Genomic DNA, 23,654 nt, shown 5'->3' on the forward strand with positions numbered 1-23,654 from the left:
ACCCGTATGTAGGAGGCTAGTGATGGCAGTCAACGCAGTGCCGTCCGGGGAAGCGCCGGCCGGTCGGTTGGCAGGCCGGTGGGTGCCATGGTTGGTGATTGGTCTGTGGCTGGTGCTGGCGGCGGGCATGGTGCCACTGAGCGGAAAGTTGAGCTCGGTCACCACCGACAGCGCCGTAGACACTCTGCCGGCCAGTGCCGAGTCCACCAAGGTGGCGGTGCTGGACGACAGTCTCCCCGGCGGTGACAACAACACGTTCGTCTTCGTGTACCACCGTGCCGACGGCATGACGGACGCCGACCGTGCGGCGGTCGAGCGCCACTACAACACTCTTGCCAAGCGGTACCCGCCGAAGGCGACGGCGGCGGCCGGCGAGGACGACGAGGGCTCACCGACGAGCCCCTCCACCGACCGTAAGGCGATGATGTTCACCCTCGAGGTGAGCACGGCCTACGGCGCACCGGAGGACATCGTCGGCCCATTGCGTGACGCCGCGAAGGACCGCCCCTCCGGCCTGGAACTCGACGTGACCGGCCCGGGCGCGATCGACGGCGACATGGATGCCGTCTTCGACGGCATCGACGTGCAGGTCCTCCTCACCACCATCGTCGTCGTCACGCTCCTGCTCATCCTCACCTACCGCAGCCCGGTGTTGTGGATCATCCCGCTGGTGGCCGTCGGCGCGGCCGCACTGACCTCGATGGGGACCGTCTACCTGCTCGTCAAGGGCTTCGGCATCGTGGTCAACGACCAGAACTCGGCGCTGCTCACGATCCTGGTGTTCGGCGTCGGCACGGACTACGCGCTGTTGCTCATCGCTCGATATCGGGAGGCACTGCACCACCATGAGAACGTCCGGGTCGCGATGGTCCACGCGCTACGCGGCGCGGCGCCGGCCATCGTCGCGTCCGCGGCCACCGTGGTCGCCGGCCTGCTCTGCCTCCTCGTCGCGGACCTGAACAGCACCAGCGGGTTGGGCCCGATCGGTGCGGCCGGCATCCTGTGCGCGCTGGTGGCCATGCTGACGCTGTTCCCGGCGGTGCTCGTGGTGCTCGGCAGGCGGATCTTCTGGCCGGCCATCCCGCGGTTCAGCACGGCCGTGGAGGAGAAGCCGGGGCTGTGGGGACGGCTCGGCACCGCCATCAGCCGCCGCCGGTGGGTGGCGACGCTCGGCTCGCTCGGAGTCCTCGGCGTGCTCGCCCTCGGGCTGGCGGGCAACACCGGCGCCCTGCGGGAGCAGGACCAGTTCCTGTCCGCGCCGGAGTCGGTCACCGGCTTCGCCGTTCTCCGCCAGCACTTCCCGGAGCTCGGCGGCCAGCCGATGGAGATCTTCACGCGGCCGGCGCACCAGGAGCGGGTGCTCGACGTCGTCAAGGACACGCGCGGTGTGGCCCTGGCCATCCCGGAGCAGACCAGCGGTGGCTGGGCCAACATCTCCGTGTTCCCGAAGGACGCGCCGGACACCGCCGCGGAGTACGACACGATCAAGCGGGTGCGCACCGCCGTGCACGCGGTGAGCGGGGCGGAGGCGATCGTCGGCGGGCCGAGTGCGGAGAACCTCGACACCGAGGTGACCACCAAGCGCGACGAGAAGCTGGTGATCCCGCTGGTGCTCGTCGTCGTCCTGATCGTCCTCGGACTGTTGCTGCGCGCGATCCTGGCCCCGCTGGTCCTGATGTCCACCGTGATCGTCTCGTTCGCCGCAGCCTTCGGCGGCAGCGTGTTCGTCTTCGACACGATCCTCGGGTTCAAGGGGATCGACTATTCGGTACCGCTGCTGGCATTCCTGTTCCTGGTGGCGCTCGGCGTCGACTACAACATCTTCCTGGCCAGCCGGGCCCGGGAGGAGACCGTGCGCCTCGGCACCAGAGAGGGCATGCTCAAAGCCCTCTCCGCCACCGGTGGCGTCATCACCTCGGCAGGCCTGGTCCTGGCGGCCACGTTCGCGGTCCTCGCCACACTTCCGCTGGTGATGCTGATCGAGGTCGGGTTCCTGGTCGCCTTCGGCGTGCTGCTCGACGCCCTGCTGGTGCGGTCGGTCCTGGTGCCCGCCCTCACCTTGCTGATCGGCCGGCGGATGTGGTGGCCGAGCCGGCTGTCCCATTCAGCGGCGGAACTGCCGGACAGTCAACAGCCGCTCGCCGACGACGAGGAGCCCGCGCTGCAACGGTGAGCGCGGCGGCACGGACGAGATCCGGGACGGGGACCCAGCCCCGTCCCGGATCTGTTCATGGGTCCGACGGTCGCCGCCCTTTGGTCCTGCGCCACGCGCCGGGGCCGGGGTCGGCGCACCGCGGTGTCCTGCCCCGACGGTGAGCCGCGCGGGGCCATGCCCGAGGGCCACCCGTCCCTTGTCCTGCGCCGCGCCGCCGGGGCGGGTCAGCGCCCCGCGGTGTCCTCCCCGGCGGTGAGCCGCGCGATCGGGGCGGGCGGGGCCGAGGCCGGAAGGTCGACCCGAAGCAGCGCGCCACCGCGTGCGGAGCGGGCGACGGTGGCCCGGCCGCCGTGGGCGTCGACGACTCGCTGCACGATCGACAGCCCCAGACCGGATCCCGGCAACGCCCGGGCGCTGTCGGCACGGTAGAACCGGTCGAACACCCGCGGTATGTCGGCGGCGTCGATGCCCGGCCCGGCGTCGTCGACCTCTAGCACCGCCGACGCGCCCTCGGCACGGAGCCGGACCTGGATCGGCTGGTCCGCGGGGGACCACTTGCCGGCGTTGTCGATGAGGTTGAGCACCGCCCGCTCGAGCGCAGCGGGACGCCCGCTCACCCACACGGAGGTCACGTCGAGCGCGACCTCGATGTCGGGCACGCGGGAACGCGCCCGGGTCGCGGCGGCCACCACCACGTCGGCGAGGTCGAGGACCTCGGTGTTCTCGTCGCTGACGTCGCCGCGCGCCAGGTCGGTCAGCTCGGCGGCAAGGGTGCTCAACTCGGCGACCTGGGCGCCGAGATCGTTGAGCAGCCGGGTGCGGCTCTCCGCCGGCAGCGCGCTGTCCAGGGTGCCGCGCCGATCGAGCCGGATCAGCAGCTCGACGTTGAGGCGCAGGCTGGTGAGCGGGGTCTTGAGCTCGTGGGCGGCGTCCTCGGCGAGCAGCCGCTGGGCCCGCCGGGAGTCCCGGAGCGCGGCGAGCATGTCGTTGATCGACTGGATCAGCCGCCGGATCTCCCCGCCGCCCTCATCCGGGATGTCGGCGTCGAGTTCCCGGGTGTGCGCGACACGTACCGCGGCGGCCGTCAGCCGGTCGATCGGTGCCAGTCCGGTCCGCGCCACGGTCCGCCCGACAAGGGCGCCGCCGACTACGCAGAGCAGCCCGATCAGCAGCATGCCGAACCCGAACTGGTTGATCGGGCTGTCGTCGACGGCGCGGGCCACCTGGACCGCGCCGTCTCCCGCCCGCAGCGTGTAGATGATGTAGCCGTCCTCGTCGCTGTCGTTCGACTCCATCAAATCGGCCGACGCGCCCTGCGCCACGCGCCCGGCGTCCTCGCTGACCGGGGGCAGCGCGGGTTGGCCGGCCGGCGTCCGGATCGAGCCGTCGGGCAGGATGACCCGCACCAGCCGACCGGATCCGGGATACGGCGGGAGCTGGACCTGAGCCAGACCGGCGCGCTCCGCGTTCGTCGCCAGGACGCGGGAGTCGGCGCGCAGCTGATTCTCGGCGGTGTCCCGCAGCTCCCAGTCCAGTAGCTCGCTGGCCACCTGGAAGGCCACGAACACGCTGACCGCGATGGCCGTCGCCGCGATCACCGTCAGCCTGGTCCGCAGGGACCGCCGGCGCCACCATCGGGTCAGCCGGCGCGGTTCCCGGCCGGCGGGCCTGCTCACGGAGGAGTCTCCCGCAACGTGTAGCCCAGGCCGCGCAGCGTGTAGATCAATCTCGGCTCACCCTCGGCTTCCATCTTGCGGCGCAGGTAGCTCACGTATACCTGGAGGTTGTTGGCGGTGGCGCTCATGTCGAAGCCCCAGATCGCCTCGAACAGCGCGTCGCGGGTCAAGACCCGGGTCGCGTTGCGCATGAGGACCTGTAGGAGGGAGAACTCGGTCCGGGTCAGGCGCAGCGGCCGTTCGCCCCGCCACGCCTCGAACCGGTCGGGATCGAGGCGGACGTCGGCGAATGACAGGATCTGCGACTCCTCGTCGGTCGGCGTGCGCCGTCGCAGCAGGGCCCGCACCCGGGCCAGCAACTCCTCGGTGGCGAACGGCTTGGGCAGGTAGTCGTCGGCGCCCGCGTCCAGCCCCGTGACCCGGTCGGAGACCTGGTCACGGGCGGTCAGCATCAGCACTGGCAGATCCCGACCCGCGGCCCGCAACCGTCGGCAGGTCTCCAACCCGCCGAGGCGGGGCATCATCACGTCGAGGATCAGCAGATCCAGCGTGTCACCGTCGGCGCCACCGACGCCGTCGAGCACGGCGAGACCGTTGGTGACGGTGCTGGTGTCGTACCCCTCGACCTGGAGCACCCGCTCCAGCGACTCACGGATGGCCACGTCATCATCCGCGATCATGATCCGCACGCCGGCCCGCCCCCCTTCCAGTCGATGTTTTTGCCTCTCATTGTCGACGATCAACCTGAGGCCAGGCTTAGAGGTCCTAACAAAGGCGCTTGACGTGCCGGTGGGTGATGAGGCAGGTGGCGAGGCCGAGGAAGGCTTCGTGGATGTCGTCGCGTCGTTCCCAGCGGATGCGCAGGCGGCGGAAGCCGTGCAGCCAGGCGATCGTTCTCTCGACGACATAGCGGAAGATGCCCAGACCAGAGCCGTGGGGCACGCCTCGCTCGGCGATGACCGGGCGGATGCCGCGGGCCCAGAGCAGGCGGCGGTACTTGTCGTGGTCGTAGCCGCGGTCGGCCAGGAGTGCGTCGGGCCGGTGTCTGGGCCGGCCGACGACGCCGGCCACGGCCGGAACCTTGTCCAGCAGGGGCAGCAACTGCGTGACGTCGTTGCGGTTTCCGCCGGTCAGTGACACCGCGAGCGGGATGCCCTGGGCGTCGGTGAGGACGTGGTGCTTGCTGCCCGGCCGTGCGCGGTCGACCGGGCTGGGTCCGCTTTTGGGCCGCGCCGAGCGGCCCGCACGTGGGAGGAGTCGATCACCGCCCGCGACCAGTCCAGCTTCTTCGCCACCCGCAGCTTCTTCAGCAGCACCAGGTGCAACTCGTCCCACACACCGGCCTCGTTCCACGCGGCCAGGCGCCGCCAGCACGTCATGCCGGAGCCGAAGCCCAGCTCCTGGGGCAGGTACTCCCACTGGATGCCGGTGTGCAGCACGAACAGGATCCCGCACAACGCCTGCCGGTCCGGTATCCGCGGCCGGCCCTCCACCAGCTTCGGACCCGGCTGGGGCAGCAACGGCTCGATCAGCGACCACAGTTCGTCCGAGACGATCCACGGACGCGACTCTCTCTTTCCCACGACAACACCAACGACCGACCAGACCGACAGTCACATGATCAACAGCTTCTGTTAGGACCTCTTAGAGCGTCGCCGGGGCCCGCGCTCTTACGGATACCTGGGAAATGGAACCTACTACGAGCATCTGCACCGCAGTTCGGAGTCGCGGGTGTACTGAGAACTCGTCGCCGATCCGCCCACCTTGCCTGCGTCGGTCGGTTGAGGAAATTGGTTGCGGTGGATCAGGCGGATGCGGTGATACTCCGGCATGAGTAGAGACGCCGAGGTCATCGTGCTGGCCCGCTGGTCGGGCGAGGTGATGGAACCGCTGACCCAGGACGACCCGGAACGCACGTGGCAAGGTCGCTTCGTCCCGATAGCGGGGCACTGGGGCTACGAGTTCGGGTGGGCCCTGGAGTTCGAGAAAGTGCGTGCCCGCAAGGGTCTGCTCAGGCACCTGGAGTCGCTGCCGTGGCCGAATCCGCATACGGTGCAAGTTCTGCTTCGCGACCAGGACGATGACTGCTTCGGGCTGTGGATGTTCCAGGAGGGCCGGCTGGTGGAAGTCGCCATTCCGCGCACCGAGCGTTTCCACCAGCCGGCACCGCCCAATGAGGACTTCGAACCCGACCCGGGCATGCTGCTGCGCACCGACCACAACACGGCTCTGCCCGAGCAGACCCCGGAAGCACGCCGCGGCCCCCGCTCACCCTGGTAGACCGAGTTCGACAGCTCATCTTGGGACGTCAGGGTTGCCGACGCGCGCCTAATTACGGGGTGTTGAGTACGCCTTATCTCCTCCGACATGGCCGGGCGTGATGACAAACCCGAGCGGGCGACACCCACCTTCCCCGGCAAGGTGGATCTTGCTCGTGAGCCCGCCTCGCGAGCGTCCCGGGGCCTCATCGGGACGGTGACGCGCCGGGCTCCTGCGCCGACCCGGGATCTTCGGGCAACGGGTGGAGGCACCAGCCGCGTGCTGATGAGCCCGGCAGGTCGTGGAATCGACGCTGGGTCACGTCCGCGGCACCCCGGCCCGCCCAACACCGTTCGAGGCAGGCGCAGTGAACAGGAATGGATCTACGACCCACTCCCGCTCACTTATGCGGGAACGGTACTTTGCCGTGTACGGGCCCTTCATCCGGTCTGCCTGCAGGGCGGGATGTCGGCCGATCGACAGCTCCGGGGGTCTGTATGCGTTGGATCGGCAAGCGACGGAACGGCACTCCGGAGTCCGGTGAGTCGGCGGCCGAGGTGATCGCGCGGTTGCGGGAGGGCAGTGCCTCGGCCGAGCAGGACGGTCGGCAGGGCAGGCCCGGCAAGGCGGTGAAGCGGTACCGCGAACTGGTCGTTCGTGCGACGGCCGCGCCCGGGCCCGACGACCCCGACACCCTGGCCCTGCGGCATCAACTCGCCCACTGGACAGGGGAGTCGGGCGATCCGGAGGGCGCGGTGCAGTTGTTCGCGCAGCTCCTCTCCGACCGTGAGCGGCTCCAGGGACCGCGGCATCAGGACACCGGCCTGGCCCGCCACCAGCTCGCCCACTGGCATGGCCGGGCAGGGCGGGCCGAGGAAGCCGTACTCCGTTACGAGGAGATGCACCGCTGGGCCGAGCAGGAGGACCGTACCGAGGCCGCGCTCAACCTGCTCTGCGACATGGGCCACTGGCAGCAGCAGGCCGGCGACAACGCGGCCGCGCTGCGCACCTTCACCCGGATGCTGAAGACCGCCGAGGGCGAGCTCGGTTCGCAGCACCGGCTCACTGGTATCGCCCGACAGCGTTATGCCGAACTCGCCGGCGGGCTGCCCTTCGGTCATGAGCGGGGACACGACAGCCTGGAGGGACTCGTCGCGGCGGCCGCGGAGATCGAGCGGAGCGGTGACCTGCGAAGGGCCGCCCGAATGTACGGTCAAATAGCAGAGAAATGTGAGGAGTTGTACGGCGCGGGCAGTGATCGGACGCTCGGCGCGCTGGTCTCGCAGGCGAAGGTGGCCATGCAGACGGATGACCCAGAAGGCCTGGCCGAAGCCGTTGCCTGTTTCGGGAAAGTGCTCGCGTGCATGGAGCTACGGGGGGAGGGCCCGGGTTCTCCCGAGTACGACACGCTGTCCCGGCAACGCGATGGACTCGCTCGGGCAGCCGGGACGACGGAATTGCACATCGGCGACACGGCGGGAACCCTGCTCGCCAGGCAGGTGGAGGCGGCACCCGCCACGGCCTTCGGGTTGCTGGCACGCGAACCCCGCGCCCGGCATATCGCCCAGGTCTTCCCGGTCAGCGGTGATGCCGATGACACACGACCGCACCGGGTCAGCGTCGCGCAGTGGCGCACTGTGATCCAGCACGTGGCCGACCAGGGGTGCGAGGCCCGTGCCTTCTATTTCGCCCGTGCGGACCGCCGGCCGATACCCGAGGAGATCGCTCTGTGCGAGCGACTGGGACTGCTCGGCGTCTACGTCTCCAGTGAGGGCGCCGGCAATGTCAACGTGCAGGCTTACTCCTTCCGGGACGGCACGGCGCATTCGGTGTCGCTCGTCGTGGTGGACGACGAGCCGGCGCAGCCGGAACCCGCCCCCGCGCGTGCCCAGGGTGGTCCCACGGACGTCCATGCCGAAGCCGAGGCCCTGGGGGAGTGGCGGCAGGTGGCGCGGGCCACGTCCGCGCGGACGATGGAGGATCCGGCGGCCTTCGGTCCCTACGAGGTCCTGGAGCGTGTCGGGGAGGGCGGGTTCGGTCGCGTCTACCTCTGCCAGGATGCGGACGGTGTCATGGTGGCGGTCAAGACCCTGCACGCGGAGTACGCGGCCGACTCTTCGATCCGGGACGGGTTCACGCACGAGGTGCAGGCGGCCCGGCGGGTCAGCGGCCGGTTCACCGTGCCCGTGATCGCCGCCGACACCAGCGGCGAGACCCCCTGGATGGCCGTGCCGTTCGTGGCCGCGCCCTCGCTGCAGGAGGTGGCCGAGCGGTGCGGCGCCCTGGATACCGCCACCGTCCGCGGCATCGGTGCGGGCATCGCCTCCGCGCTCAGCGCCATTCACGCCGAGGGCATCGTGCATCTCGACCTCAAACCCGCGAACGTGCTGCTGACCGAGGACGGCCCCCGCGTCATCGACTTTGGTATCGCGCAGATCGAACAGCTGACCGAGCCCCGGAGCGGGTTCGCCGGAACGTACGCCTACGCCTCGCCGGAACAGATCCGGGAGCACCAGCAGTTCACCCCGGCCAGCGACGTGTTCTCCCTCGGCACGCTCCTCGCCCGCCTCGCCCTGGGGCGCCTTCCCTGGGGCAGGAAGGTTCTCGCCGTGATGAGCAACATCTGCGACGGCACGCCCGACCTGGAGGGTCTGCCCGCCGAACTGGAGCAGGTGGTGCGGTCGTGTCTGCAGGCCGATCCGGCCCGGCGGCCGACCCCCGCCGAGGTCGCCGCGGCCCTCGGGGCCGGTCCTGCGGGCGCACCCCTCGGACCGGAGGCGGAACGCTGCGCCCCGCCGTCCCTGCCGGCCGAGGCAACGACCCTCATCCGCGAGCACGCGGCTCTCCCGGCCACCCGCCGCTTCGAGACGCTCGTCCACACTCGGCTCGAGGGGCTGGACGACACCACGGTCGCCGCACGGCCGGCGACGGGCGGCGACACCAGTGACACACCACCCGAGGCCCGCACCCCCGACACCGCGGCCCGGGACCTCGAAGCCCAAGTCCTCGCCTGGGAACGCGAAGGCGGCTCGAAGCCGACCGACCAGGTACGCCGGGAATGTGGCGCCTTCGCAGCGGAGGCGCGCTCCCGGCTCGGCGAGGACCACCCCCTGGCCCTGCGCCTCAAGGTCTCCCACGCCATGCTCGGCTGCGACGGGACAAGCGGCACGGCTTACGCCGAACGCGTCGTGGACGAGGTCGCCGTACGTCTCGGTGACGGCCACCCCACGGTCCGGGACGCTCGTTCGCTGCTGGCAGCGCTGAGGTCCGCCCAGACGGGCTGAGTGCGTTGTGGCAAACCGGATTTCGTGACCACGGCCGATGTCATGACGCACGACTCCAAGGCCGCCCCGCGCTGCTGGAGACGTTCATGGACCAGCGGGGCCGGCTGTTGAAGCTGGTGTGGGTCGACAGTGCCCACCAGGGTCCGGCGCCGGCGAAGGCGTTCGCCCGCCACGAAGTCCGGATCGAGGTCGTGCGCCGCTCCGACGGGCAACGTGAATGTGTCGTACTGCCCCGCAGGTGGGTGGTGGAGCGCACGCTGAGCCGGCTGTCCCGCTCACGCCGCCTCAACCGCGACCACGATCACCGCCTCGACCATCACGCCCAGATGGTGTGGTGGGCCGCCGTGATCAGGCTGTCCCGGCGCCTGGCCGAAGACGCTCCGCGCCGGCTCGCGTCCGGCCGACTGTTCCGGGTGCGGGCGTGAACCGCCCGTCCTTCGCCCGCAGCAGCCAGCCCCGCTTCTCCAGCACGTAAGCACGGTGACGGATCTTCTCCTCTCGTTCTTGAGAACTGCCCACGGGCTAAAAACGGAAGCGTTCACCGGGCTGCGGGTCGAGCAGTTCGGACGGCTGCCGAAGGCAGTGCGGGAACGCGGCGGTGTCGACTGCGGATGGGGGTGGCCGTGGCGGTTGCCGTTGGCCGAGCGGGTGTTGCTGGTGCTGGGCGGACGAAGGCGTGTACTTCAACCGCCGAGGGTCACATGCTGTCCAGCCGCCCCAGCGCGTGGGCTTCGGCGAGGGCGGATCGGGCCATCTGCCAGTCGGTGTGGTTGATGCCGGTGATGTGGCGTAGGTAGGCGAGGGTGACCTGCTGGACGAGGGCGACGCGGTTGGGGTCCTCGTCGGTGGTCTCTGCTGCCCGGTAGCCGGAGATGCCGCCGAGGAAGTGCTCGCCGCCGTAGACGGTGAGCAGGCTCTTGTTGCCGCGGCTGAGGGTGTAGGGGTCGCTTGTCCAGGCGGGGCCTCGGGTGGTGAGCGGGAGATCGTCTTTGTCGCCGGCGACGACCAGTCCCGGGGCGGTGATGTGGGAGAAGTCCTGGTCGCGGAGCCAGGGAAGGTTCTCGTGGGCGAAAGGGGTCAGTTCGTCGCCGCCCTTGCCGGCCGTGGCCAGCTGGATGCTGGCCATGACCCGGGAGTCGGACAGGTCGTCGGCGGTGCCGGTCTGGGGGTCGGTGACGCGCAGACCTACCAGGATGCCGGCGGTCTGGCCTCCGAAGGAGTGGCCCGCTGCGACGATGCGGCTGTGGTCGACCCGGCCGGACAGGCCGGGCACGGATGCCTCCAGCGGCTTGAGCTCATCCAGGATGCGCTTCATGTCCTGCACGCGGTGACGCCATAGGTGGGGCCTGCGGGAGTCGTCCGCGGCGATGGCGACCCGCTTGGAGTCGAGATGCGTGGCTTGAATCACCACGAAGCCATGAGAGGCCCAGTGGTCGACCAGCGGTGCGTAGCCGTCCAGGTCGGACCCGAATCCGTGTGCGAAGAGCACGATCGGCAGGCGTGTGCCGGTGAGCGGTGCGGAAACGCGTACGTGCAGGTCCTGGCCGCGCTGGGGGGCAGGCAGCACGATCGGCTTGACCGTCACGGTCGGGGTGGGAGCGGGGCCGGTGAGGCCGGTTGTCTGATGGGTAGTCACGTGCGTGCTTCTTTCCGGTGCGCTGCGAGTGGCGGGTCAGGTGATCTTGAGGTTGAGGATGCGTCCGGCGTTGATCCATGACGTATCGGGCGAAATCCCTGGGGTCATGTCAGCTACGCTAAAACTTGACGTCGACGTCAAAGGCAAGTCGTTATGGCGTAGTTCACATGGAGCTCAGAATGCGCATTGGGGAACTCGCCCGCCGCACAGGCGTCAGCACCCGGGCCCTGCGGTACTACGAGGAGCAGAACCTGCTCACCTCCGAGCGCAGCCACACCGGCCAGCGCCACTACCCGGAAACCGCGGTCGCCCGGATCCTCCTGATCCGAGAGCTGTTCACCGCCGGCCTGTCGAGCAAGACCATCGCCGAGCTCACGCCATGCGTCATCGACGGCAAGGCCACACCTGAACTCCTGGACCGCCTGACTGTGGAGCGCGGTCACATCGACCAGCACATCGCCGACCTCACACATACCCGAGACCGGCTCGACTTGGTCATCGCCAGCGCTTCCGCATCGATGGACACCGGTACCCCCTGCCGGCCCGATCCGGCATCGCCCGCTCCGGCGCAGGTCAACGGCGCTACCCTCCCTGGTATCAAGAGGCTCGGGAAGGCGGAGGATGACGTCGTCCAGTCCGTTTGCGGTGCTCTGGAACAGTGACCAGCCCGCTGGTACGAGAACTGGCGAGCTCGCGAACGGCGCCGCTGCGGCGGGTGCAGCGGCGCATGTCGCCCTGGCCTGCGCACAGGGCACCGCGAATGCCGTCACGGCCCGCACGCTCCGGCTGCACCTTGACACCGTGCGCCGCTGGCGTAAGCGGTTCACCGCCGAAGGACTCGCAGCTCCGGAGGTCGCGGCGGGCCGGTCCGTCGATCGGCACGCAGCTGACGTACGGGCATGATGCAGCCCGGCGGCGGGAGGTGGCGTGCAGTACGGCGTCGGATGCCACGGCCGGTAGCCATCCGCGGCGCCCTGTGCCGCCTCCCCAGCGTCACGATCCCCCGCCCCCTCGGCCGTACGACGATCTGAGCGGCTCTGTGACACGCAGGCCTGTACACCGCTGCGGCCGGTTACCTTCGAGCACCTGGCCGCCGACGCCGAACGGCGGCTGGGCGAAGACCAGGACGAGAGGACGCTGGAGACGCCCTGTCGAGTGTCGAGGGCGGAGCATCCGCACACACTGAACACGGCGGCCGGACTGGCCGTCCCGGGTGTTCTGTGAGCCTTCGCGCGGGTTCACTTTGTCGGAGGCAGCCGCGGCCCGCTGCCGCTCACCTGGGCCAGCATCCCCGGTCGTTGCGGCGGCGCTTGGTCTGGCCGGGGCGGACCCTCGACCGCCCGCGAAGCGGGGCATGGTGAACAGGCCGGATTCGGGTTCGGTGAGGATGCTGCGGCTCGCGAGGTGTTTGAGCTTGGCACGGGCGCCTTCGGGGTGACGGTTCTCCGTGCCGGTGCCCAGGACTTCGCAGATGACCGTGATCCATAGGCCGTGGTAGCTCACTGAACTGGGCGATGTTCGCGCAGGCGGGCTGCTTCCTCGCGGTCGGCGGCCTGTCGTTCGTCGATCGGGATTGTAAATCTAGCGGCGGATCCGACGATCATGGGAGAGGCGTCAAGTGACTGACACTGCCGTGGAGTTGGAGACCGTGGAACCTGTCGAGAGTGCCCCGTCCGGGCGGCTGACGCGGACAGGAACATCGCGCCTTTGAGGTGGCGGTTACCGCCGCGTGGGGCGTGTTCGCCGTGGATCGAGGCCCTCGAGGACTTCGTGGGCGGGGTGAGTCCGGCATATGCCCGCTGTGACAAGTCCTCCTCAGGCTGATCGAGAGGAGAGATAGGGGGTACACGGCTGCGCATGGCACCGAAGAACGATCACTCCAAGCTCCTGCGGGCGGTACGGCAGATGCGCCGCATCCGAGCCTTCTACGCGCTGGGCGCTCTTCTGTGGGCGGCCACGGCAGCCTGGGGAGGCTGGCAGAACCCCGGCAGTCGGCAGATGTGGGTGCCCGTACTCCTTCTGGTCGTCTTCGCCGGGCTGCTGTCCGCGACGACCCTGTGGCTGTGGCAGCACCGGTCCCCGGACGCCGACCGGCCCGCCCACCACGCGGCTCCACGGAGGCCGGCCGTCCGTCGCCACGCGAGCACCTGACACGCGGACATGCGAGCCCGGGGCCTGAGGGCCCGCGGTGGCGCTCGGCCGGACACGAAGCCGTCGGCGCCGAGGACGACGCAGTCGCCGACGCATGGCGCAGACAGCTCTCGCCGGAGCGGGCCTCTTGAGGTCGCCGGAGGTCGCTCCCTCGTGGACGTCCTCCGAGGCCCCTCTGGAAGCTCCCGCGCCCTGCAACCCCACCACGCGCATCGTGCGGCGCGGGAGTTCCGACGACGCCGACACCCACGGGGCCGGCGCCCGCTGAGGGGCCGTCCGGGGGGTAGTCGCATGCCATGACTGTCTACGGATTACACGCCTCGCACGAGCAGACTCCACCCGCGGATCTGCTCGACGCCGTGGTACGCGCGGAGCAGGCGGGCTTCACCGCCGCCATGTGCTCGGACCACTTCTCGCCGTGGAGCGTGCGTCAGGGGGAGTCCGGCTTCGCCTGGTCATGGCTCGGAGCCGCCCTCCAGGCCACCGACCAGGTGCCGTTCGGTGTGGTGAACGCGCCCGGCCAGCGCTACCACCCCGCCGTCGTCGCCCAGGCGATCGCCACGCTCGCGTCCATGAACCCGGGGCGGTTCTGGACCGCGCTCGGCACCGGAGAGGCCTCCAACGAACACATCACCGGCGCGGGCTGGCCCCGCAAGGACACCCGTTCCGCGCGCCTGCGGGAGTGCGTCGACGTCATCCGGGCGCTGCTGCGGGGCGAGGAGGTCAGCCACGACGGGCTGGTGAGGGTGGACCGGGCCCGGCTGTGGACGCTGCCGCCCGAGGAACCGCCGCTGGTAGGAGCCGCGTGCAGCACTGCCACCGCGGCCTGGTGCGCCGAGTGGGCGGACGGACTGATCACGGTCAACGCCCCGCGCGAACGTCTGCGCGAGATCATCGGCGCGTACCGTGACGCAGGCGGCTGTGGACCCCTCCACCTCCAGGTGCACCTGAGCTGGGCGCCCGACGAGGCCGAGGCACTCGCCCTCGCGCACGACCAGTGGCGGACCAACGTGCACGCCCCGCCCGTCAGTTGGGACCTCGACTCCGCAGAACTGTTCGACGTCGTCAGCGAGCACGTCACCCCCGAGCAGGTGGCGCGCACGGTCGACGTCTCCTCCGACCTCGGCCGACACGCCGCCCGGCTCCAGGAGTACGCAGACCTGGGGTTCGACGCGGTGATGCTGCACCATGTGGGCCGAGAACAGGCCGCGTTCATCGACGCGTTCGGCACCGAGGTACTGCCGCGACTCGACGTGACCCGCCCGATCCCTGCCACGGCCAAGGAATACCGATGCGTCTGACACGCACGTCCGACCTGTGGTGGAAGAACGCGGTGGTGTACTGCCTGGACGTCGAGACGTACCAGGACGGCAACGGCGACGGCATCGGAGACTTCGCGGGGCTCACCCAGCGTATCGACCACCTGGTGCGCCTCGGCGTGACCTGTGTGTGGCTGATGCCCTTCTATCCCACGCGGGAGCGCGACGACGGCTACGACATCACGGACTTCTACGGCGTGGACCCGCGCCTGGGCACCCTCGGCGACTTCGCCGAGTTCGTCCGTACCGCGCGCGACCGCGGCATCCGCGTGATCGCCGATCTCGTCGTCAACCACACCTCCGAGGACCACCCCTGGTTCAAGGACGCCCGCTCCGGCCGGGACTCCGCCCATCGCGACTGGTATGTCTGGAAGGACGAGCCCCCCAAGGACGGCCCTCAGGGCGTGGTCTTCCCCGACGCGGAGGACAGCCTGTGGGAGTACGACGAGGGCACCGGCCAGTACTACCTGCATCGCTTCTACAAGCAGCAGCCCGACCTCAACGTCGCCCACCCGGAGGTCCGTGACGAGATAGCCCGCATCATGGGCTTCTGGACCCAGCTCGGCCTGTCCGGCTTCCGGGTCGACGCCGTGCCCTTCCTGCTGGAGACCGACGGACAGAGCGACGCGGGGGGACTGCCCGACCCGCACGAGTACCTCGCCGACCTGCGTGCCTTCCTCGGCCGCCGCAACGGCGAGTCGGTCCTGCTCGGAGAGGTCAACCTGCCCTACGACGGCACCACCCGCTTCTTCGGCGACCCCTCCTCGGACCGTGGCGACGAACTCACCATGTGCTTCGACTTCGTCGCGATGCAGCAGATGTACCTGTCGATGGCACGCCACGACGCCAGGCCGCTGGCCGCCGCACTGCGCGACCGTCCCGCGGCGCCGCGCGACGCCCACTGGGCCGTGTTCGTGCGCAACCACGACGAACTCACCCTCGACAAACTCAGCGACGACGAACGGGCCGAGGTGTTCGCGTCCTTCGGCCCGGAGAAGGACATGCAGCTGTACGACCGAGGGCTGCGGCGCAGGCTCCCGCCCATGGTCGACGGCGACCGACGTCGCGTCGAACTGGCCTACAGCCTGCTGTTCACCCTGCCGGGCACCCCCGTGCTCTTCTACGGCGAGGAACTCGGCATGGGCGAGAACCTGGCCGCGGAGGGACGCCAGGCCGTACGCACCCCGATGCAGTGGACCCCGCAGCAGGGCGCCGGGTTCTCCACCGCCGAGCCGGACGCCTTCCCCAACCCGCTGGTGGACGGCGCGTTCGGTCCCCAGAAGATCAACGTGTATGAGCAGAGCCGCGATCCTGCTTCCCTGCTGAGCCGCATGCGTCTGTTCATCGAACGCTACCGGGAGGCCCCCGAACTGGCCTGGGGTGACTACCGTTTGCTCACGACGGGGGAGGACGCCGTGCTGGCGCATGTCTGCCGCGCCGGTGACGGCACCGTGCTGGCCGTACACAACTTCGCGGACCGGCCGCACACCGTACGGCTGGAACTGGCCGAGGCCGGATCCGGCGGACGGTTGACGGACCTGCTCGACGAGGGACACACCGGTCTCAATGCAGGCGAGGACGGCATGTTCCCCGTCGACCTGCCCCCGTACGGCTATCGGTGGCTCCGCGTCGGCACCCCGGCGGACGACCCCGAAAGCATCGCGTCCGGCTGACAGGCCCATGAGCGGGGCCCCGAGTCATCGTCGGACCCCCGGTGTGCCGCGCCCGGGGATCGTTCTCGCGGGCGTGTGCGCGGGCTTCGATCAGCTTGGTGGACGCCAGCACGCGGGGGACGGCATGGCCCTTGGCAGCCACCACTTCACGGTAGCTAGCCCGAGTTCATGACCGTAGACATGACCCTGCGAATCCCGGATGGACTCGCGCCCTCGATCTGGGTCGGCGCCGAGGCGGCCGGGATGAGTCTCAACGCCTACGTAGCGCGCGCCGCCCGCCGTCAGGCCACCCTCGACGCCGCGAGGTTGGACATGGACAAGCGCCTCGACCTGGGGCTCACGCTGCCTCGACCCCGCATCCTGGCGGACGCCACCGATCGACCGAGCACGAGAACACGATGAAGGGCTGCCCGTGGCAGGCTGGGCGGTCTTCTTGAGCGGCGGCGGGAGTCTTGCCGTGGGCGCGGCTCGGTATCTGGCCGCGCGAGTCGTGCCGGCGGCGAATCGCCCGGCGGCTGAACAAGGGCGAGAACCTGCACGCCCTGCGCCGGGAATTCGCCTACGTCGGCGAGGGTGCGGATCCGGCGCCGGCACTGCGAGCAGTAACCGAGCGGATGTGGTGCCTGACGCTGGCCACCACCGCGATCGTCACCTGGACCACGGAGTACTACGGCCTCGCAGTCACCGCGCTGCGCCGGGCCGGCCGACCCGTTGATGACGACCTGCTGCCGCACATCTGGCCCAGGCGCCGCGCCAACGTCACCTTGTACGGCACCCAGGCCGGATTGTTCGGTCCTGCTGAGCGGTCAGGCGGTTCGGGCCGTGGTCCCTACGCCGGCGAGCGTGGTGGAGCTGGATGCGGCGGGTTTCAGGTGGGGCGGCGGATGGCCTGTACGGCGGTGTCGTAGAGGTCGAACATGTCGACCTGTCCGCCCAGGTGTACCCATTCCTCGTTGGCTGCCTGCATGCAGACGATCGCTGCGGCCGCGATCGCGCGGGCTTGCAGGGTGCGGCGGTCGGAGTCGGGCAGTCGCGGCTCGATCAGCGGAGCGAACAGGTCTTGCCAGCGGGCCTGTTTCTCGGCGTGTCCGGCGCGTAGGGAGTCGTTGCCGAACAGCAGCGTGATGAACTCCAGGCGCCCTTCGGCTGTTATGTCGATCTCCTCGAGCACCTGGAACGCCGCACGCAGCGCCGTCCAGGCGTCCTCGCCGGCCGGGCGCTCGGCGAGGCGCGCGGCGATCAGTTCGCCCTGTTCGTCCAGGCCGCTGAGCGCGAGGTCTTCCTTGTTGCGGAAGTAGTTGAACAGGGTCCGCCGGGAGACGCCCGCAGCCGCGGCGACCTCATCGAGAGTCGTGTTGTCGAAGCCCTTGGCGCCGAACAGCTCGATGGCGGTCCGGGCCAGCAGTGATCGAACCACGGAGCGGGTCTGCTCCCGGATAGGGGCCGGTTTCCGAGTCATGCACCCATGGTACTTCGCCTCACACGATGCATCTATTTGCACTCAGTGTAAAAGCGTGCGTAGAGTGAATGCCATGAGCGACATCGACTACCGCCGCCAGACCGTCATCGTCACCGGCGCCAGCTCCGGCCTCGGCGCCGAATTCGCCCGCCAGCTGGCCCGCCGCGGCGCGAACCTCGTGCTCGTGGCCCGTCGGGCGGACCGGCTCGAGAGCCTGGCCGCCGAACTCACTCGCGCCCACGGCGTCACGGTGACCGCCGTCGCCCGCGACCTCGGCCGGCCCGACGCCGGCCGCACGCTGCGCGCCGAACTCGAGTCCCGCGGCATCCACGCCACCGGACTGGTCAACAACGCCGGCTTCGGCACCCACGACGCGTTCAGCGACGAGGATCCCGACCGCCTGCAGAGCATGATCGCGCTGAACGTCAGCGCGCTGGTCGACCTCAGCCGCGCCTACATCGGCCCGCTGTCCTCCGCCGACACCGGCGTCCTGATCAACGTCGCGAGCCTGCTGGGCTTCCAGCCGACCCCGTACATGGGTGTCTACGGCGCCACCAAGGCCTTCGTTCTCAACTTCACCGAATCGCTGTGGGAGGAGACCCGCGGTACCGGTCTGCGCGTTCTGGCCGTGTGCCCCGGTGCCACCCGGACCGAGTTCTACGACGTCGCCGGCAGCTCCGCCGACTACGGCACGAAGCGGGCAACCCCCGAGCAGGTCGTGAGGATCGCCCTCGACACGCTCGACCGCCGGTCCGCGCCCCCGTCGGTGGTCACCAACGGCCGGTCAGTCGCTCTCCTCGGGAGGCTCCTGCCGCGCCGCTCGATGGTCCGGCTCATGGGCTGGATGGACCGCCGCCAGCGCCCGCAGCACCCCGTCGCCCTCACCAACAGTTCCCTCACCATCAGCTAAGGAACACGATCATGACCATCACCGACGTCACCGCACAGCCCACCGACGCGGAGCGCTTCCACCACATTCTCCAAACCCAGCGCGCCGCCTACCTCCGCGACGGAGCGCCCTCCCTGGAGGCCCGGCGCAGCGATCTGACCAGGTTCAAGAAGGCGCTGATCGCCCGGCGTGGCGACATCGAGGAGGCGATCGACGCCGACTTCGGGCATCGCTCGCGACACGAGAGCGCGCTGATGGAAGTCGTGGGCGTCGTGCAGGGCATCGACTACCTGCACCGCAACCTTCGCCGGTTCATGCGCCCGACCCACCGCCACATCGAGCTGCTGCTGCGCTTCGGCAGCAACCGCATCGAATACCAGCCGCTCGGCGTGGTCGGCGTCATCTCGCCGTGGAACTATCCGGTCAATCTGTCGCTGATGCCCGTCGTTACCGCGATCGCGGCCGGCAACCGCGTCATGCTCAAGCCGTCGAAGCTGACCCCGGCGACGAACGCGGTGCTCGCGTCGATGCTCAGCGAGCTCTTCCCGCCGGAGCAGGTCACGATGGTCAGCGGCGACGGTTCCGCGTTCTCCTCCCTGCCGTTCGACCATCTCGTCTTCACCGGCAGCACCGAGGTCGGGCGGGCCGTGATGAAGGCGGCCGGCGACCACCTCGTCCCCGTCACGCTGGAACTCGGCGGCAAGTCCCCGACCATCGTGGCCAAGGGACACGTCCGGGACCAGGCCGTGTCCGACATCGTCTTCGGCAAACTTCTCAGCGGCGGGCAGACCTGCATCGCCCCCGACTACGCCCTGGTGCACGAATCCGAGATCGATGCCTTCATCGCCGCCTACGACCGGCTGGTGAAGACCGCCTACCCCGACGGCCCGACCAGCGACGACTACACCTCGATCATCGACGACAAGCAGTACAGGATCCTCACCGGCCTGATAGAGGACGCCCGCGCTCACGGGGCGCGGATCATCGAGGTCGGTCACCGGCCGGGCGACGCGGCCCGCCGTCCGCACACCCTCGCACCGACCGTCGTGCTCGGCGTCACCGACGACATGCGCATCGCCCACGAGGAGATCTTCGGTCCCATCCTGCCGATCTTCGGTTACCGCGACATCGACGACGCCATCGACTACGTCAACGCACGGCCGCGGCCGCTCGCCCTCTACTACTTCGGCGACAACGGCCCCGACCGGCGCAAGGTCCTCAACCGCACGACCTCCGGCAACGTCACCGTCAACGGCACCATCATGCACGTCGCGCAGGACGACCTCCCCTTCGGCGGCGTCGGCGCCAGCGGGATGGGCAAGTACCACGGCATCGAAGGATTCCGCACGCTCAGCCACCCCAAGGGCATCCACGTACAGGGCCGCTGGAACGCCACCCGCATGCTGCGCGCCCCCTTCAACAAGCGCACCGAAACCCTTCTCAACTTCCTGCTCCGGTAAAGGAAGCAGCACCGGCGCCGCCGCCCCCCAGCACCCCTCGCACAAGTGCGGCTGCCCGTTCGGCGAGACCAATCCACCGAGGCGCACACCTCCGCAAGGAGGCCCCCGATGGCTGATCACGACCTCGTTCTCGTCACCGGGGACACGGACACCTCAAACGTCACGACCATCGCCCAGGCGAGTTCCGAGCCCGCCTCGGCAACAGATGAGCACCAGATGACGGTCGCCGACCGTCGCAAGGATTGAAAGGAGCAGGGGAAGAGGCACCCGCGAGGGCGCCGCCTCCCCGACCGCCATGAACAAGATCGACTACCGCACCCAGACCACCTTGATCACCGGGGCGAGTGCCGGCCTTGGCGCGGAGTTCGCCCGCCAGTTCGCCGAGCGCGGCTCGGACCTCGTGCTGGTCGCCCGCCGGGCGGACCGACTTCAGGCCCTGGCCGACGAACTGTCCTCGAAGCACCGGATCACCGTCACGGTGGTGCCCTTCGACCTCACCGTGCCGGCCGCGGGCGAAGCGCTAGCCAAGGAGGTGGCCCGGCGCGGGATCACCGTCACCAGCCTCGTCAACAACGCCGGCTTCGGCACCCACAGCCCGTTCCGCCAGGAGGATGCGGCACGGGTCCAGCAGGAGATCGGCCTGAACGTGGCCAGCCTGGTCGACGTCACCAGGGCGTTCATCGGCCAGCTGACCGGTGTCCTGGTCAACGTTGCCAGCTCCCTCGGGTACCAGCCGTGGCCGAACGCCGCCGTCTACGGGGCGACCAAGGCCTTCGTGCTGAGTTTCACCGAGGCGCTGTGGCAGGAATCGCGAGGGACAGGGCTGCGCGTGCTCGCTCTCTCCCCGGGTCCGACCCGCACCGAGTTCTTCGACGCGGCCGGCTCCGACGACATGGCCCGCGGTGTCCGGCTGCAGACGCCGAGTCAGGTGGTCACGACCGCGCTGCGCACGCTGGACCGGCGCAACCCTCCGCCCAGCGTCGTCTCCGGCTCCTTCAACTGGGTGATGACCCTCACCTCGCGCTTCACCACCCGCCGAGCCAACGTTCTCGCCTTCGGCGCGATGACCCAGTGGCAGATGCGCTCGAGCCGACCTGGCCACTGACCTGCTCCGGGCCACCGTCCATTGGAGAGCCCCGACTTCTGCCGCCCCGGCGAGACCACGACCTGAGCGCAGGCGACGCCGACCGCTCTGCACACGAGCACCAGTCCGCGCGAACACGGCGCTCGCGCCACCATGCGCCCCGAGCTCGCCGTGACACTCGCCGGGGAGATCCGTGGCATCGAACTTGCCATGCTCGCTGAGGAGCTGAGGGTGAGCGACGTCGGCCTGGAGTTCCTCACCGGGGAGTTCAAGGGCTTGCACGACCCCTTCGGGATCGTGTTCACGGTGCTCGCCGCGATATCCGGCATGGAGCGCGAATACATCCGCGAACGCGTCATCACCACGGGCGTGAAGAAGGGCCAGCGCCCCTCGCCCGATGCCGTGATGCGGATGTTGTGGGAACACGACGAACAAGCCGCCGCGGGCGCGTGATCACCCGGCTAGTACGCGGCTGGTGTCTGAGCTGGGACTCCATGGCCCACCGCGACACCGAAGGGCGCCGACCGGGGATCATCGAGGCGAGTGGACGCGCGACGCGACCGCGGGCCGATGAGGAGCGCGTCGACTGAGCCCAGACGGTCGCAGCTTGGCTGTCGACGATGCCATCCGCGGCCTGAAGTCAAGAACTTGGCTGCGGTCCGGAAACTTGCCGCACAGCGGCGTCCGACGATCGCGGCGTCGGCGTCGAACCTGTTCATTTGCCAATGCCCCGAGGGCGTCGGGCGGTTCCTTGCCCTTGGGCAGATGCTCCCCGAGGTGCACTGGACGCTGGCCGCCGGGCAGTTCCGGGAGGTGAGCAGGCAGCAGCGTGGCTGCCGCATCCCGTTGTCGGCGGCGTGTCCGAACCGGTGAACCGGACAGTCACACTCCAGGGCGGCCGAACCGGACCGCTCAGCCATGGACGCCGAGGTGCGCCGGCAGCGGAAGGAAGTGAACGGGCGGGACGTCGGTTCGTCCGGCGTGGCCTCGCGGTCCCTGTGTGGTTCCGGTGAGGTCAGTCGCCGACGATTTCCGCGAGCTGTTCGGCAGCCGTGGTGTTGCCGCGATCCGCCAGCCGCCGAAGCTCCTCCAGGTTGTCCTGCTCGGTGGCGAGTTGGATCAGCTCGTCGGTGGCCGTGGCGTTGCCGCCGTCGGAGAGTCGCCGGAGTTCTTCGAGGTCGCTCTGCTCCGAGGCGAGTTGGACGAGTTCGTCGGCGGCGTCGGTGTCACCGTTCTCGGCGCGTTCCCGCAGTTCGGACAAGTCGGGTTCGGACATGGTGGGCAACCTTTCCCCGTTGGTGGTCATGGGCCGGCCGGCCCGGCTGCTCGCCGGGGTCGGGCAAGTCGCCCCGAGGCGCGCAGGTCGTCGCGGTGCGCTTGCCACTCGTCCACCAGCCTGGGCAGGCGTTCCGCGAGGAACTCGGCCAGCGCGATCATTTCCTCGAGCGGCGCACGGCGTTCCGGCGGAGCGTCGGAGAGGAGGGCCAGGCCCTCCCGGAACAGTGCGGCGTGTTCCTGGTGGATGGCCGCGTCGAAGTTCTGCGGCTGCTGGCGGCAACACCAACACCCTCGTGCCGCTGTTCGCCATCGGCGTCTTCGTCGGGTTCACCATCGCCCAGGTCGGCATGGTCCGGCACTGGCGCCTCGAACGCGGCGCGGGGTGGCGGGGCAAGGCGCTGCTGAACGGCTTCGGGGCCGCGCTCACCGGTGTGGCGACGGTCGTCGTCACGCTGGAGAAGTTCCAGGAGGGCGCCTGGCTGATCGTGATCGCGCTGCCGCTGCTGGTCGCGGCCTTCGGCGCCGTCCACCGCGCGTACGGCCGGATCGGTGAGCGGCTCGGTCTGGGCCGTGTCCCCGAGCCCCCGCACCGTGAGCGTTCGCTGGTGATCGTGCCCGTCTCGTCCCTGTCCCGGCTGACCTCGGAGGCTCTTACGGCGGCCTCCTCTCTCGGCGACGAGGTCCGTGCGGTGACCGTTTGCTACCCGGACCCCGAGGACCAGGCCGCCCTGCACGCCCTGGAGCGCTCCTGGGCCGAGTGGGACCCGGGTGTGCCGCTGGTCCGGCTGTCGTGTGAGCGGCGCTCCCTGGGCCGCCCCATCGCCGCCTACGTCCAGGAGGTCATGGCCTCGGAACCGGCCACCCGGGTGACGGTGCTGATCCCGGAGGCCGAGCCGGAGCGGCTGTGGCAGCGGCTCCTCCAGAATCAGCGGGGCGCGGTCGTCGCCCACGCCGTGCGGCGGGAGACGGACGCCGTGATCTGCCGGCTCCGTTTCCGCCTGCTGTGAGGGTCGTGGGGGCGGGGCCGTAAGAGTCCCGTCAAAGGTGTGAGGGCCGCCGTAAGGGACTCGTCAACGGGCGGCCGATTCCGGTCAGGGGCGGGGTTTCCTCTATCTGTCCGTATCTCTTCCGAACCTCTTCTAGTTCTAGGAGTTCGCGATGGCCGATCTGGCCTTCGTCGTCACCACGATCGCGGTGTTCGCGCTGGTGGCTCTTGTCGCCAAGGGGGTGACGAAGCTGTGACCGCCGAGAACATCGTCGGCCTCGTCGTGGCCGTCGCCCTGCTGGGCTATCTCGTCCTCGCCCTGATCTTCCCGGAGAGGTTCTGAGCT

21 protein-coding genes and 6 pseudogenes are annotated in these 23,654 nt (G+C 69.7%); 19 read left to right on the plus strand and 8 right to left on the minus strand.

Features of this window, described 5'->3' with window-relative positions:
- Window positions 1-22: 22 nt before the first annotated feature.
- Window positions 23-2,173, plus strand: coding sequence for an MMPL family transporter (locus ACIOHP_RS13970; RefSeq protein WP_401886965.1), 2,151 nt, complete (start codon window positions 23-25; stop codon window positions 2,171-2,173).
- Window positions 2,174-2,379: 206 nt separating this feature from the next.
- Here ACIOHP_RS13970 and ACIOHP_RS13975 read toward each other — a convergent pair whose 3' ends face one another.
- The 3 genes and pseudogenes from ACIOHP_RS13975 to ACIOHP_RS13985 all read right to left on the minus strand — a co-directional run bounded on the left by ACIOHP_RS13975 (window position 2,380) and on the right by ACIOHP_RS13985 (window position 5,414).
- On the minus strand, window positions 2,380-3,831 hold the full coding sequence (locus ACIOHP_RS13975; protein ID WP_401886968.1) for an ATP-binding protein: 1,452 nt from the start codon (window positions 3,829-3,831) through the stop codon (window positions 2,380-2,382).
- Window positions 3,828-4,520 carry a response regulator transcription factor gene (locus tag ACIOHP_RS13980; protein WP_401886972.1) on the minus strand — a complete coding sequence of 231 codons (693 nt, stop codon included), beginning with the start codon at window positions 4,518-4,520 and terminating at the stop codon, window positions 3,828-3,830. Before ACIOHP_RS13980 ends, ACIOHP_RS13975 begins: the two co-directional genes overlap by 4 nt.
- Before the next feature lie 76 nt (window positions 4,521-4,596).
- A pseudogene (locus tag ACIOHP_RS13985) lies at window positions 4,597-5,414 on the minus strand (IS5 family transposase).
- A 247-nt stretch (window positions 5,415-5,661) separates the two neighbouring features.
- On the opposite strand from ACIOHP_RS13985, the gene ACIOHP_RS13990 reads away from it, so the two are divergent.
- Window positions 5,662-6,111, plus strand: a complete 450-nt coding sequence (locus ACIOHP_RS13990) for a hypothetical protein (RefSeq protein WP_401886975.1) — start codon at window positions 5,662-5,664, stop codon at window positions 6,109-6,111.
- Between the two features lie 81 nt (window positions 6,112-6,192).
- On the opposite strand, the pseudogene ACIOHP_RS13995 reads toward ACIOHP_RS13990, so the two are convergent.
- Window positions 6,193-6,402: pseudogene (locus ACIOHP_RS13995) on the minus strand (IS5/IS1182 family transposase); the annotation flags it as partial.
- Window positions 6,403-6,587: 185 nt separating this feature from the next.
- Between ACIOHP_RS13995 and ACIOHP_RS14000 the strand changes: the two are divergent.
- The 3 genes and pseudogenes from ACIOHP_RS14000 to ACIOHP_RS14010 all read left to right on the plus strand — a co-directional run.
- Entirely contained in the window at window positions 6,588-9,374 is a 2,787-nt protein-coding gene (locus ACIOHP_RS14000) for a protein kinase (protein ID WP_401886978.1), read from the plus strand.
- 86 nt (window positions 9,375-9,460) lie between these two features.
- Window positions 9,461-9,799, plus strand: coding sequence for a hypothetical protein (locus ACIOHP_RS14005; RefSeq protein WP_401886981.1), 339 nt, complete (start codon window positions 9,461-9,463; stop codon window positions 9,797-9,799).
- Window positions 9,800-9,878: 79 nt separating this feature from the next.
- A pseudogene (locus ACIOHP_RS14010) lies at window positions 9,879-10,034 on the plus strand (IS5/IS1182 family transposase); the annotation flags it as partial.
- A gap of 37 nt (window positions 10,035-10,071) precedes the next feature.
- Here the strand turns inward: ACIOHP_RS14010 and ACIOHP_RS14015 are convergent.
- Window positions 10,072-11,010 (minus strand): alpha/beta hydrolase family protein, encoded by a 939-nt coding sequence (locus tag ACIOHP_RS14015; RefSeq protein ID WP_401886983.1) that lies wholly within the window; start codon window positions 11,008-11,010, stop codon window positions 10,072-10,074.
- A gap of 179 nt (window positions 11,011-11,189) precedes the next feature.
- On the opposite strand from ACIOHP_RS14015, the pseudogene ACIOHP_RS14020 reads away from it, so the two are divergent.
- A pseudogene (locus tag ACIOHP_RS14020) lies at window positions 11,190-11,549 on the plus strand (MerR family transcriptional regulator); the annotation flags it as partial.
- 82 nt (window positions 11,550-11,631) lie between these two features.
- Window positions 11,632-11,913, plus strand: coding sequence for a helix-turn-helix domain-containing protein (locus tag ACIOHP_RS14025; RefSeq protein WP_401886986.1), 282 nt, complete (start codon window positions 11,632-11,634; stop codon window positions 11,911-11,913).
- 725 nt (window positions 11,914-12,638) lie between these two features.
- Here ACIOHP_RS14025 and ACIOHP_RS14030 read toward each other — a convergent pair.
- Window positions 12,639-12,806 (minus strand): annotated as a pseudogene (locus tag ACIOHP_RS14030) (IS110 family transposase); the annotation flags it as partial.
- 61 nt (window positions 12,807-12,867) lie between these two features.
- Between ACIOHP_RS14030 and ACIOHP_RS14035 the strand changes: the two are divergent.
- From ACIOHP_RS14035 to ACIOHP_RS14055, 5 genes are all read left to right on the plus strand, one after another.
- Entirely contained in the window at window positions 12,868-13,161 is a 294-nt protein-coding gene (locus ACIOHP_RS14035; protein ID WP_401886989.1) for a hypothetical protein, read from the plus strand.
- Between the two features lie 296 nt (window positions 13,162-13,457).
- The gene (locus ACIOHP_RS14040; protein WP_401886992.1) at window positions 13,458-14,462 is read left to right on the plus strand and encodes a TIGR03885 family FMN-dependent LLM class oxidoreductase; all 1,005 of its coding nucleotides are present in this window, start codon (window positions 13,458-13,460) and stop codon (window positions 14,460-14,462) included.
- Window positions 14,453-16,153, plus strand: a complete 1,701-nt coding sequence (locus ACIOHP_RS14045; protein WP_401886995.1) for an alpha-amylase family protein — start codon at window positions 14,453-14,455, stop codon at window positions 16,151-16,153. Before ACIOHP_RS14040 ends, ACIOHP_RS14045 begins: the two co-directional genes overlap by 10 nt.
- A gap of 168 nt (window positions 16,154-16,321) precedes the next feature.
- On the plus strand, window positions 16,322-16,555 hold the full coding sequence (locus tag ACIOHP_RS14050; protein WP_401886997.1) for a hypothetical protein: 234 nt from the start codon (window positions 16,322-16,324) through the stop codon (window positions 16,553-16,555).
- A 50-nt stretch (window positions 16,556-16,605) separates the two neighbouring features.
- The gene (locus ACIOHP_RS14055) at window positions 16,606-17,061 is read left to right on the plus strand and encodes a Tn3 family transposase (RefSeq protein ID WP_401887000.1); all 456 of its coding nucleotides are present in this window, start codon (window positions 16,606-16,608) and stop codon (window positions 17,059-17,061) included.
- Here ACIOHP_RS14055 and ACIOHP_RS14060 read toward each other — a convergent pair.
- Window positions 17,022-17,612, minus strand: coding sequence for a TetR/AcrR family transcriptional regulator (locus ACIOHP_RS14060; protein WP_401887002.1), 591 nt, complete (start codon window positions 17,610-17,612; stop codon window positions 17,022-17,024). The genes ACIOHP_RS14055 and ACIOHP_RS14060 overlap by 40 nt on opposite strands.
- Before the next feature lie 73 nt (window positions 17,613-17,685).
- On the opposite strand from ACIOHP_RS14060, the gene ACIOHP_RS14065 reads away from it, so the two are divergent.
- The 5 genes from ACIOHP_RS14065 (at window position 17,686) to ACIOHP_RS14085 (ending at window position 21,498) form a co-directional block, all read left to right on the plus strand.
- Window positions 17,686-18,522 carry an SDR family NAD(P)-dependent oxidoreductase gene (locus ACIOHP_RS14065; protein WP_401887004.1) on the plus strand — a complete coding sequence of 279 codons (837 nt, stop codon included), beginning with the start codon at window positions 17,686-17,688 and terminating at the stop codon, window positions 18,520-18,522.
- Window positions 18,523-18,533: 11 nt separating this feature from the next.
- The gene (locus ACIOHP_RS14070) at window positions 18,534-19,961 is read left to right on the plus strand and encodes a coniferyl aldehyde dehydrogenase (RefSeq protein WP_401887007.1); all 1,428 of its coding nucleotides are present in this window, start codon (window positions 18,534-18,536) and stop codon (window positions 19,959-19,961) included.
- A 108-nt stretch (window positions 19,962-20,069) separates the two neighbouring features.
- Entirely contained in the window at window positions 20,070-20,207 is a 138-nt protein-coding gene (locus ACIOHP_RS14075; protein ID WP_401887010.1) for a hypothetical protein, read from the plus strand.
- Between the two features lie 49 nt (window positions 20,208-20,256).
- Window positions 20,257-21,066: an SDR family NAD(P)-dependent oxidoreductase gene (locus ACIOHP_RS14080; protein ID WP_401887013.1), complete on the plus strand. Its 810-nt coding sequence runs from the start codon at window positions 20,257-20,259 to the stop codon at window positions 21,064-21,066.
- A gap of 132 nt (window positions 21,067-21,198) precedes the next feature.
- Window positions 21,199-21,498: a hypothetical protein gene (locus tag ACIOHP_RS14085; protein ID WP_401887016.1), complete on the plus strand. Its 300-nt coding sequence runs from the start codon at window positions 21,199-21,201 to the stop codon at window positions 21,496-21,498.
- A 562-nt stretch (window positions 21,499-22,060) separates the two neighbouring features.
- On the opposite strand, the gene ACIOHP_RS14090 is transcribed toward ACIOHP_RS14085, so the two are convergent.
- Window positions 22,061-22,321 (minus strand): hypothetical protein, encoded by a 261-nt coding sequence (locus ACIOHP_RS14090; RefSeq protein WP_401887019.1) that lies wholly within the window; start codon window positions 22,319-22,321, stop codon window positions 22,061-22,063.
- A gap of 271 nt (window positions 22,322-22,592) precedes the next feature.
- Between ACIOHP_RS14090 and ACIOHP_RS14095 the strand changes: the two are divergent.
- Window positions 22,593-23,330 (plus strand): annotated as a pseudogene (locus tag ACIOHP_RS14095) (amino acid permease); the annotation flags it as partial.
- A 231-nt stretch (window positions 23,331-23,561) separates the two neighbouring features.
- On the plus strand, window positions 23,562-23,651 hold the full coding sequence (gene kdpF / locus ACIOHP_RS14100; RefSeq protein WP_016434100.1) for a K(+)-transporting ATPase subunit F: 90 nt from the start codon (window positions 23,562-23,564) through the stop codon (window positions 23,649-23,651).
- Window positions 23,652-23,654 lie beyond the last annotated feature (3 nt).

This window comes from Streptomyces sp. NPDC087859 (genome assembly GCF_044742595.1).
Classification (GTDB): Bacteria; Actinomycetota; Actinomycetes; order Streptomycetales; family Streptomycetaceae; genus Streptomyces; species Streptomyces canus_F.